The organism is uncultured Pontibacter sp., from assembly GCF_947502515.1.
In the GTDB taxonomy this organism is placed as follows: domain Bacteria; phylum Bacteroidota; class Bacteroidia; order Cytophagales; family Hymenobacteraceae; genus Pontibacter.
Map to the genome: position 1 here is coordinate 348,517 of NZ_CANNAI010000005.1, position 11,355 is coordinate 359,871.

Here is an 11,355-nt window from a genome sequence, read left to right on the forward strand (position 1 = left end):
ATGTTATAGGTATGATATCGTGGTCAGTGTTCATGTAAAGTTAGCAAATAAGCTTGTATGCGCTCAACATTCATGATACTACAGCCGGGTGTGCTATTGATGGCTGCCAGCGGCATGGTGGCAATCTCCGCTTCGCCGGGATGCTGCACGATGGCAGTGCCCCGTTTCTCAAATATATACTTTAATCCTGAACTTCCATCCTTACTGGCCCCACTAAGTAGTATTCCAACTGTATTTTTCCCGAAAACATCGGCTGCGCTGGTAAAGGTCACGTCGATGGAAGGGCGGGAGTAGTTCTCCAATTCGGAGGCGTCGAGCGAGAAAGTAAGATCTTTTTCAAGCAGCACGTGGTAGTTGGACGGGGCAATGTATACGTGGCCTGCCTCCAGTGGCGCTTTGTCATCGATCTCGACCGCTTTCAGTACCAGCTTCTTGTCAAAAAGCTCCTGCAGGCTGCCTTCTTGATTGCGCAAGCGGTGCAGCACCAATACGATGGGGATACTATAGTCCGCGGGCAGCCCTTGCAGTATCTTCATGGAGGCCTGTATGCCACCCCAGGAGCCACCTAGTACGATCAGTCGGGTATTGTCGCGCATCAGGAGTTCTTGCGGTATATGCGGTTGTTCTTGTCTACAAAGTTATACTTGCTACTGATCTCTGACATGGCCAGTGTTTCCTTTTTGCCCAATGCCAGGTAGCCCAGGCTCACCAGACTCTCATCAAAAAGCTGGTATACACGCTCCTGCAATGCCCGGTTAAAGTAGATGAGCACGTTGCGGCACACGATCAGGTGGAACTCATTGAACGAAGTATCAGTCGCCAGATTATGCGGATAGAATACTACATTTTTGACAAGCGAGGAGTTGAACTTCACGCTGCCGTAGTTGCTGGTATAGTATTCTGCAAAATCGCGCTTGCCACCGGCCGCGTAATAGGCGGCGGTGTAGGCCGTCATGTGCGTAGCGGAAAAGATGCCGTCTTTCGCCTGCCGCAGCACCTTCTGGTTGATGTCTGTGGCGTAGATCTTGGTTCGACTCAGCAGCCCTTCCTCCTCCAGCAGAATCGCCAGCGAAAACAGTTCCTCGCCGGTGGAGCAACCCGCGTCCCATACCTTGATAAATGGATAGGTCGAAAGTATAGGCAGCACGTTCTCTCGAAGCGACTTATAGAAAGTCGGGTCGCGGAACATCTCCGTTACATTCACGGTGACTTCCTGCAGGAAATTCTCAAAAAAGAAGCTGTCCGTGAACAGAAACTTGCGTAGTTCGTCGATGCTCTGCAAATGTTTCTGACCCAGAAAACGCTTAATGCGGCGGTACACCGAGGCCCGTGCATAGCCGCTGAAATCGTAACCGTACTGTGTGTGTATTTCTTTGATGAGCGCCTCTACCTCCAGCTCAAACAGCTCCTCGTTCTCAAGCTTCATACAACCAAACCCGCATAAGGGTAAGCAACTTATCGGTATCCACTGGTTTAGGTATATAGTCAGAAGCCCCGGCTTCTATGCATTTTTCTCTGTCTTCTTTCATAGCCTTCGCGGTGAGTGAAATAATCGGCAGTTGCTTAAAACGTAAATCCTTGCGGATTCGTTTTGTCGCTTCTATCCCATCCATTTCCGGCATCATCACGTCCATCAGCACCATGTCTATACCTGTTTCTGTGTCAAGTTTTTCGAGTGCTTCCTTGCCATCATAAGCCGCTATGACCTGCATGCCGTGCATTTCCAGCAGGCTGCTCAGTGAGTAGATGTTGCGCACGTCGTCGTCCACCACCAGTATCTTCTTGCCGCGCAGTACTTCCTCCGGCACGTGCAGCTTCATCTTGAACTCGTTGCCCGGTGGCAGCTTCTGGTTTACCTTGTGCAGGAAGAGCTGCACCTCGTCGAGCAGGCGCAGGTATGAGTACTCGTTTTTGATAATGATCGTGTTGGCAAACTCCTTCAGCTTCGTCTCTTCCTCTTCACTCAGGTCCTTGCCCGAGTAGATGATGATCGGAATATCGCCGAGTTTGGTCTGCGACTTGATCTTCTTCATCCAGTCATAGCCTTTCATGCCCGGCAGGTTGAGGTCGAGGATGATGCAGTCTACTTTTTGCTTAGCCAGCACCTTTTCGGCTTCTTCAGCAGAGTAGGCGGAAGTCGACTTGAGTCCGTGTGCCAGCAGCAGCTCGGCCACGGCTTTGTTCTCGATCTCGTTGTCTTCCACGATCAGGATGTTCTCAATGTTTGCTCCCGATTTGCTCACGATAGAGCCAAAAGCTTTGTTGAGCATCTCGAGCGTGACTGGCTTGGGAAGGTACTCTTCATTCTCAGCATGCTCGCCGATCACCTCCTTATCGTAAGCCGACATTACGTGCACATTGATGTTTCGCAGGTCTTTGTCTTCACGCACTTTTTTGAGCACATCCCAACCTGTCATATCCGGCAGCTGGATGTCGAGCAGCATGGCGTCAGGCTTGTGCTCCAGAGCCATGCGCAGGCCGTCACGCCCTGTAAAGGCCTGGTGTACTTTGAAGTTTTTGGCCTTGGCAAAATCCGCCAGGATGTCGCTGAAGCCTTTGTCATCCTCCACGATCAGCACGCAGATGTCTGTCTTGTTCTGTCGCTCCATGTTGAGGAACACTTGTCCCATGCTCTGGCTTTTTTGTTGCGCCGGCGATGGGCTAGTTACAGCGACAGGCTGTGCAGCTGGCGGGGTATAGGCAGGAGCCTGACGCTGCTCAGGTATAGCGGCGCCATTTGTTGCACCGAAAGGCACACGCGGCAGGTATAGCGTAAAGGTACTGCCCTTGCCCGGCTCACTTTCCAGCATCAGTTCACCGCCCAGCAAGGTAGCCAGCTCTTTGCTGATTGTCAGTCCCAGACCAGTGCCGCCATACTTGCGGGTAGTGGACGTGTCGGCTTGCTGGAAGGCCTCAAACACCATACTTTGCTTCTCAGCAGGTATACCAATGCCCGTGTCGCGCACAGCAAAGGCTACCACATCCTGGGCGTCGCGCAGCTGCTCCGACTTAAACTTAGGCCGCTGCGTAACCGGGTATACCTTGAACTCGACTTCGCCGCCCTCGTCGGTAAATTTGATAGCATTGCCAATGAAGTTTTTGAGGATCTGCTCCAGCCGGAAACGGTCGGTCACGATGCTGTCGAAGGTACCCGGCACGTGGTGCTCCTTGAAGTTGATCTTCTTCTTGGCGGCCAGTTCCTTAAACATCGGCTCCAGGGATACGTCAGTCAGGCGCAGCTCTTCCGTCTCCAGCTTCACCATACCGGACTCGATCTTGGAGAGGTCCAGTATTTCGTTGATCAGCCTGAGCAGATCATTGCCTGATTTATGAATGATCTGGGCGTGGTCGATCTGCTTCGTGGAGAGCGTGTTTTCGTTGTTGTCGGCCAGCAGGCGCGACAGGATGAGGATGCTGTTGAGCGGGGTGCGTAGTTCGTGGCTCATGTTGGCCAGGAAGTCACTCTTGTACTTGCTCACGGTCTCTACCTGCTGTATCTTCAGTTCGATGGCTTCGCGGGCATCCTCCAGGGCCTTATTCTTAGCACCCAGCGCCTCGTACTGTTCTTCCAGCAGTTGCGCCTTCTCTTCCAGTTCAGCGTTCTTCTCCTGCAATTCCTCCTGGTTTACACGCAGCTCTTCTTCCGATGCCTTGAGTTCAGCGTTGAGTTGGCGCAGCTCTTCCTGCTGCGTCTCCAGTTCCTCAGCCTGGTTTTGCGTTTCGTAAAGCAGTTCCTGCGTTTGCAGGTGTGCTTTCAGGGTATGGATGAGCACCGAAATACGCTCGGCTGCGGAGTCGAGCAGACGGCGCTGCACCTCCGAATACGGTCGGCGGGAGGCCAGCTCCAGTGCGCCTATAATGGTGTTGCCAAAGTATAATGGGATGATGATGACCGTAGCTGGCTCAATGTCTGAAAGTCCGGTGCGAATGCGCAGGTACTCCTCCTGCACTTCCTCCAGCACTTTCACCTTGCGTTCGGCCACTGCCTGGCCTACCAAACCGGTTCCAACTTCAAACACAGGCAATTGCGCCTTGTTCTGTTGCAGACCATGGCTGGCGGCAGGTTCCAGTTTGCCATTGTTGTTGTGCAGGTACAGCACACCGGCCTCAGAGTCAGTGTAGTTGCAGAGGTAGGAGAGGGCGTGCCTGGAGACTTTGTCCAGTGTAGTTTCGCCCCCGATCAGATTACTCAGCTCGGCTACGCCTGTCAGCACCCAGTTGCGATTTGCATTCTCGGTGGTGAAGTGCTCCAGGTTATTTTTCATGTCCCGGATGGCAAGGCTCAGCATATCCTCCTTGCTTTGCACCTCTACCTCTACATCATACCGGCCCTCGCCAATAGCCTGCGCCACCTGCGACAGCGACACGGTTTTGTTCACCACCCCTCTGAATGAAGAGGCCACACTACCGATCTCGTCTTCGCTTTCAATATTAACCACCACGTCTGTGGCACCCAGCCGGATACGGTCGGCCGCGTTTTTGAGTGTGGCCAGTGAGGTAGAGATCAGGCTGATGATGAAGTAGGAAAGGAAACCTACAAGCGTCAGAATAAACAGCAGCGCTACAAACAGCACCTGCAGATAGCGCTCCTTGCGATTGCTTTCATCCTGTACCTGCTCTCTGATGTTTTGTATGAGGTGCTTTTCGGCTCCGCGAAGCGCCTCGATATTGGAGGTATACAAGCTGTAGACAGAGCCTGCATCAAAGGTGTTCAGATCTGTGTCCGGGTTCTGTTCAAGGCGCTGTACAACAGCAACGGCACGTTTATAATCATCAGACACTAATATCTCCTGCACTTCGCTCACGGTGCCACGATCGGCGTAGCGGTAAAAGCTTTCCAAGGCTGTTGTGTGGCTGTTGTATTGCGTCATCAGGAGGGCATAATCCTGATAAGAGAATATGCCTTCCTGCATAGACTTCATCAGCAGACTACGCATGCGACCCAGGTGGATTTTGGCTTCAGAAAGACTTTTGAAACCGATCAGCTGGCGACTGATCTCGACGTTGCTAAGTGCAGTTGCACTGGCGTCCATGCGGTTAAGCATGCTAAAAATCAGCTCATTTGAATAGCGGCGAAAGTCGTCCACATCCAGATTTCCCTTATCGAGGTCACTGCGGTATTTATTGATATCCTGCATCATGGAGATGGCAGGCAAGGTGCGGCTGGTGTTGCTCAGGAAGTCTGTCAGGTCGAGTGTGGCGGCATCGGTCAGGTTTCTTTGCGCACGTGCATCGAGCATGAAAATGGAATCGCCGGAAGCAGCTGCCAGTATACGGGCACGCTCGCGCTGAAAGGCGTGCAACAGAGAGGATATTTTTTCTGACTCGGTGAGTTGAGCAATCTCGTCCTGCAGTTTGTTATTCTCCTCTATTTCGCGCTGCACGGTAACAGCCACAAAATAGACAAGCGGAAAAAGGAGCAGGGCCAGCAGGAGGAGGAGTTTATCCCTGATCTTCAGGTTTCGGATGATGTTCATCGAGCGTGCGTAGGGTTAAGCAAGGGTGAATAAGAACCTGTTAAAAATGCAAGTTAGGAAAAACAGATTTGTTTTGCCCTCAATACTTGCCTTAGCTGTTAAAAATCCGGCCTGGCAATTAGCAGTTGAAGCGGGTTTTGGGAGAGTGGAGATATTGTATATTTGCAGGACAATGGCTGCCATACCTTATCATCTGTAGGTGACAGTCTGTATCTCCCTTATTCAAGTTCACATCAGCAGCTTATGCTTAAAAATTTTACACTGTTACTGTTCACTTTGTGTGTCATCGCTACATCCTTATCAGCACAAACGAATAACCCTCCGGGGTGGGAGTGGGCCAACAGTATTACGGGCTATGCCACAGTCAGCCATGAAATTGCGGTGGATAACGCAGGTAATACCTTTGTGACGGGCATGTTTCAGCAATCAGCCAACTTTGGGGATATCAGTCTAACAGGTTTAGGTGGCGTTGTAAATGGTTATGTCGCGAAGTATGATAATGCTGGAAAAGAGATATGGGCCACTAAGATTGGAGGTATAGGTAGGGATATTGCATTGGATGCATCGGGCAATATTTATGTCACCGGAAATTTTACAGGAGTTGGCGTTTTTGGCGCTTTCACGATTTCAGGCTCTGGTACAAACAACTTTTTTTTGGTTAAGCTAAACCCCGCAGGTAACGTTTTATGGGTTAAAAGTACTCCTGCTTCGCATGGCGTAGGACTTGGGATTGATCGTGCGGGATACATATACGTTACCGGTTCCTTTGCCGACACACGTATTTTCTTTGAAAATACTGATTTCTCCAGTCAGTCATCGGATATCTTCCTGGTCAAGTATGACCCTGAGGGTAAAGAGATCTGGGTCAGAAAAATAGGGGGACAAGACTACGATATTGCCTCCGATATTACAGTAGACGGGGAGGGCAATAGTTACCTGACAGGCAGATTTCAGGGAGTGGCCCAGTTTGAAACGGTTTCTATCTCCAGTCCTTTTGGTCCACAGGAGGATGCGATATTTATAGCAAAATACAATGCTGCAGGCAAGTTGGAATGGGTAAAACAAACGGGCGGAGTCCGTACTCAGAGCTATAAAATTGATTTGGACCCCCGAGGCAACATTCTGCTGACGGGTTATTTTTTTTCTAACGCCAGCTTCGGTTCTTACAGTTTTGACTCGCAAGAGCAGGAAGTGTTTGTCGCTAAATACACGCCAGACGGTGAAGTCATTTGGGCTCGTAGAGCAGGCGGTTCAGGACCAGATGCGGCGCAGGGACTGGCTACAGACTACAAAGGCAACACCTATGTTTCAGGTTTTTTTTCGTACAAGGCTGACTTTGGGCCATTCGTCATTCAGAACAGTTTGGGAGGGAGCTTTTTTATAGCCAAACATGATACTTACGGAAAGGTGGTATGGGTAAAAACCTTTGACGGGAACAACACCCATGGCCTGGGCTACGGCTTGGCAGTAGATGCTTTGGGAGGTGTATACCTGCATGGGGTGTATGGAGTAGATACTTCTTTCGGGGAAACAAGACTCTTGCATAAGTCAGAGGGATTCAGTGCTTTCGTGGCTAAACTCGAATCAGAGGACAACCCTGCCATTCTGACCAGCAACCTGCCTGAACTGGAGTACTGTGCTGGCGCAATCGTGCCTGTTTCATTTCTCAAATCCGGTTCTTACGCAGCTGGCAACACCTTCATGGCCCAACTCTCCGATGCCTCCGGTTCGTTTGCTAACCCTGTGACGATAGGTACTGGTCAATCGGCTCCAATTATGGCTGAGTTACCGGCAGGTATAGCGCCAGGCGCTGGCTATAAGATCCGGGTAGTGGCCGGAGTGCCAGCTGTAATAGGCCGGGAGAGTAGCATACCTGTCAGTATTGTAGCAAGACCTATGGCGCCTGTTGCTATACCTACTGCAAGTTGTGGCACCGGTAACGTAACCCTTGCAGTTTCAGGAGCTCGTGGCGATGAAGCCTACCATTGGTATGCCAACGCCACAGGAGATGAAGTACTTGCCACTGGCCCTGCTTTCAGGACACCACCTATCAACAGCACCACACACTACTATGTATCACTTGTAAACAGCACGGGCTGCGAAAGTGAGCGAACGCTGGTAACGGCTACCATTGATTCTGCGCTGAATGTGCAGGCGGGCAGCGATGCTGAACTATGTATGGGCGGAGGTGAGGTGCAGCTGACAGGATTTAGCCCGGCAGGTGGCACTTGGAGTGGAGCAGGAGTAAGTGCTGCAGGAGTATTCAATCCCTCGTCGGCAGGTGCAGGAACTCACACCCTGACCTATACCTTTGACAATGGGCATTGCGCGGGTTACAGTACAAAAGAGGTGCGGGTTACGCCTATACCTACTATCCAGGCAGGTTTCGAACCAGTTGAGTGCGGTACTACTGAAAGCCCGTCGGGACTCGCCCCGCTGCAGGTAAAGTTTACCAACAGCACAAGCGGCGCTACTGCCTATTTATGGGAGTTTGGCGATGGCGCTACTTCACAGGAAGCTACGCCTGACCATACCTACAATACAATCGGCAACTTTGATGTGTACCTGACTACCTATTATGGAAATGATTGCAGCAGCAGACAGCAGGTAACAACAGTGCAAGTCGAGCGCCGGAACGAGAACGCCAACGTATTTACTCCGAATGGCGACGGCTTGAATGATTACTTCGTCCTGAATGTATCCTGCCATCCCCTTGATTTAAAAGTGTTTGACCGATGGGGGAAACTGGTTTTTGAGCAGGCGGACTATAAACAAAACTGGGATGGCGGAAATCAGCGAAGCGGTATTTATTTCTATCACGCCACCACCAGTAACGGGCAGAATTGGAAAGGTTGGGTTGAACTGATTCGTTAAAAAAAGCAGCAGTAAGCACTGTCAAACGGTGGGCGCATGTGTTAGCCTCATCGCGGGAAATTCTCAGCGTCTTTCAGTGCATTGGTGGAGTCTGCTTTAATGTTTGAGATTACTGTGATCTCACCCGTGGATTCCAGTATCATCACTTCAATTTGAGAGAGATCTCCATGCCCGCCGTTGCGTGCGGCCGAATTGATCTCCTCTATTGTCACGCGTTCTCTTTTGAGGGCATCATCCAGTAATTCTCCTTTGTATAGCAACAGGGTTGGCTTGCTAGTTATGATATGCTTAACATACTTGACGCGTACTGAAAGCCAGGTAATGGCATATTGCAGGAAAATCAGCAGGAAGAATGCTAAAACACCATCTAACAGCGCAATATTTTTGTTAAGTGAAACTGCGGCGAGTGCCGAACCCAAAGCCACTGTCACAATGAAATCAAATGCGTTCATCTTGGAGAGTGTTCGTTTGCCGGATGCCCTCAGGAGCAGAACCATGGCAATGTACGCTAGAATGGTGATGGTAAATGTTCTGAAGATGCTCTCCCAGTTGTCGAAAAAGAATTGTTCCATAAGGTGTGAGGTCCGCTTTTTTAAGTTGCAGGTATACGCATCTTTTACTGGATTGAACCTGTGCGGTTGCAAAAGAGGAAAAAACAGGGAATTGATCAGTCGATGCGGTTAAGCATCAGTCCGTTCTCTACCTTATCAAAAAGAATCGGTTAGCGATCAGGCAGTATTTATTACCTTTTCTTGTGAAGGTTTAATTTATACTGTAAGGCCAGCCTACCTATAACAGAGTATAGGCGAACCTCTTCCTGTGAATGAATCAATGTACTTATTTCATTGCTTCCTTCATAAGCGGTATGAGTATCTGTTCGTTCTACAGATGGAGCTATCAAAGGAATTGCTACCCCTAACTGTGCGTTTATATTTACACCATATAACGTGTAGCCCGCGCTAATTACTGGATCAGCAGTCAAGCCTGTCAGGTTTTTATAACTACTCTTCGTGGAAATGGAATAGGTGTCATAGAAATTGAAATCAGTATACTGTGAATAGGCGAACCTTAGTCCTAGACCATACTCACTTTTTGCCATCCTCTTGCCTGCATTAAATTGCCCTAACAGGCTCCAGTATTGTGCCTGCGTGACTTCTCCATCTGTGTTACCTGTAAAATGCCAATAGTTGTCTACCTTGGTTATACCTGCGCCCACATATACCTCTATGATGGGGAAAACCGGATTGTCAGTATTGGTGAAATAACCCAAGCCGCCCTTGAGGGCATAATCATTCCTGTCAACATTATACCTGTCTCCAAGTATGCTTATTCTTTTCTTGGTGTCATTGTCGAAGGTAGCAGCTGAGAACAGTGCCAGCTTATTTGAAAAGGCATAGGATAGATTAAAGTCGTAGCCACCACCTCTGCCAAATGAAACATGCAATTGATTTTTTTGATCGTGGAGCGGGATTAACAGTGATTTTGGAGTATAAAACTCTCTTTGTGCAAGAAGTTTAGTAGGAAGCAACACAACAGCGATAAGAATGATAGCATACCGTAGTTGTTGTTGCAAAACCTCTTTACACCTGTTCATACACCTATCAATTAAGTTGCATACAACATTTAATATGAACACTAATAGCCAGCAGTAGGTTACAGCTTGTGGATTTAGTTGGCGGGAGGTTTTATTTTAATTTTTGTTTTGAAATCGTACCCTTCCATTGAATCTCCAAAAGGGCCGTTACCCGGAATCCACATTCCCCCCAAAGTCAGATTGAAGTTTTCACAATTAGGATTGGCAAGCTTAAAATCCTTTTCATAATTGTCAATCACTAACCTTAAACTGTCTCCATTTGAAAAAACGCTTAATTCAGCCATTAAATCAAATGTCAATGACTCCTTTGGAGCAAGTTCAACAGAATAGTAGGTGTGTATTTTATCCTTTGGGTTTGGTGTCCTGTCAGACAGGTATTCATCTCCACAATACCAATGTGGCATAAGATGGATCGACTTTGTTATATCCTGATCTAGAGTCAGAGGCAAATGTGCTGTTGTATTATTTGTGAGGATAAGTTTAACCTCGAATGGTTCATTTACTTCAATCTGTTCGGGCGCTTCTATAGTCTTAGTCACACTGATAAAGTCATCAGATTTACAGGAAGTTAAAACTACTAGAGTAAAGATGATGATTCTGAAGCTTTTCATTTTATGAATTGCAATTAACGGACTTGTGTATACCTGTGCGAGGCAGTCAGCCGAAGCATAGGGTATAAACCTTGTTGGGTATTGCTATTCTTTGTTCGTTTCCTGATGTAAGTCAGGTATGATTTCAGTAACAATTGACAAAGCCTTTTCTAAAGTTATCCCGTTTGTTTGGTCAAGAGCTAGAGGGTGGTTTTCTTCTATCACGACTACTTTAGGTATAACTCCAACTTCCTGTGTGATGACTTCAGTTTTTATGTTCAGGGTATTGCCGTAGGTAGGAATGTATGTTTGCAGCCAACCAAAGTATGGAAGCTCGTTTACTCTGTCTTTGTCATTCCACAATTCATTCGTTCTGATGAAGTTTTTCTCGCTTAAAGTAGTCCAGACATCGAATATTAGGTCTTCTTCATAGTCGATTATAGGTATAGTCAACCTGCCACGGATAAAGAAGTATTCTTCGTCCACTACATATAGGCTTTTAGTTTCTTCAACCCTTGTTTCTCTTTCCTCTTCTGGAATAGTAAAATAATATTCAGGGTAGTCGCTGCCAAAAGTCAACGGTAGACTGCCAAGTTCCATACCGCAGCATGCACATTTATAAGCTACCTGACCTAACTGGTTTATTACTTTAGTGACTTTCAATTTTCATAATTTATAGTATCACCCAACGGGTTCGTGCTATAATGTGGGTGAGGCATGGCCGAAGCCTATATTATGCACAGTGTTGCACTAAACCTTCGGTAGCTGGTTTTAAAAAGCAGCGGATAAGGGCTATCTTTTGGAATCACACTTAACTCTT

The 11,355-nt window shown here is 48.3% G+C and carries 8 protein-coding genes; 1 reads left to right on the plus strand and 7 read right to left on the minus strand.

Annotation, left to right across the window (positions count from 1 at the left end):
* Window positions 1-23: 23 nt before the first annotated feature.
* Genes Q1A54_RS14840 through Q1A54_RS14850 form a run of 3 tightly spaced genes read right to left on the minus strand, consistent with a single transcriptional unit; the run spans window position 24 to window position 5,477 of the window.
* Window positions 24-596 (minus strand): chemotaxis protein CheB, encoded by a 573-nt coding sequence (locus tag Q1A54_RS14840; RefSeq protein WP_299989784.1) that lies wholly within the window; start codon window positions 594-596, stop codon window positions 24-26.
* The gene (locus tag Q1A54_RS14845) at window positions 596-1,426 is read right to left on the minus strand and encodes a protein-glutamate O-methyltransferase CheR (protein ID WP_299989787.1); all 831 of its coding nucleotides are present in this window, start codon (window positions 1,424-1,426) and stop codon (window positions 596-598) included. Before Q1A54_RS14845 ends, Q1A54_RS14840 begins: the two co-directional genes overlap by 1 nt.
* Window positions 1,416-5,477 (minus strand): response regulator, encoded by a 4,062-nt coding sequence (locus Q1A54_RS14850; RefSeq protein ID WP_299989789.1) that lies wholly within the window; start codon window positions 5,475-5,477, stop codon window positions 1,416-1,418. The genes Q1A54_RS14845 and Q1A54_RS14850 overlap by 11 nt, the downstream gene beginning before the upstream one ends.
* A gap of 243 nt (window positions 5,478-5,720) precedes the next feature.
* Here Q1A54_RS14850 and Q1A54_RS14855 point away from each other — a divergent pair, with 243 nt between their 5' ends.
* Window positions 5,721-8,351 carry an SBBP repeat-containing protein gene (locus Q1A54_RS14855; RefSeq protein ID WP_299989791.1) on the plus strand — a complete coding sequence of 877 codons (2,631 nt, stop codon included), beginning with the start codon at window positions 5,721-5,723 and terminating at the stop codon, window positions 8,349-8,351.
* A 47-nt stretch (window positions 8,352-8,398) separates the two neighbouring features.
* Here the strand turns inward: Q1A54_RS14855 and Q1A54_RS14860 are convergent, their stop codons facing one another.
* The 4 genes from Q1A54_RS14860 to Q1A54_RS14875 all read right to left on the minus strand — a co-directional run bounded on the left by Q1A54_RS14860 (window position 8,399) and on the right by Q1A54_RS14875 (window position 11,198).
* The gene (locus Q1A54_RS14860; RefSeq protein ID WP_196121018.1) at window positions 8,399-8,923 is read right to left on the minus strand and encodes a YetF domain-containing protein; all 525 of its coding nucleotides are present in this window, start codon (window positions 8,921-8,923) and stop codon (window positions 8,399-8,401) included.
* Window positions 8,924-9,093: 170 nt separating this feature from the next.
* A complete protein-coding gene (locus Q1A54_RS14865; RefSeq protein ID WP_299989794.1) occupies window positions 9,094-9,924 on the minus strand; it encodes a hypothetical protein in 831 nt (276 codons plus the stop codon).
* A 95-nt stretch (window positions 9,925-10,019) separates the two neighbouring features.
* On the minus strand, window positions 10,020-10,556 hold the full coding sequence (locus tag Q1A54_RS14870) for a hypothetical protein (protein ID WP_299989797.1): 537 nt from the start codon (window positions 10,554-10,556) through the stop codon (window positions 10,020-10,022).
* An 84-nt stretch (window positions 10,557-10,640) separates the two neighbouring features.
* Window positions 10,641-11,198: a DUF2199 domain-containing protein gene (locus Q1A54_RS14875; RefSeq protein ID WP_299989800.1), complete on the minus strand. Its 558-nt coding sequence runs from the start codon at window positions 11,196-11,198 to the stop codon at window positions 10,641-10,643.
* Window positions 11,199-11,355 lie beyond the last annotated feature (157 nt).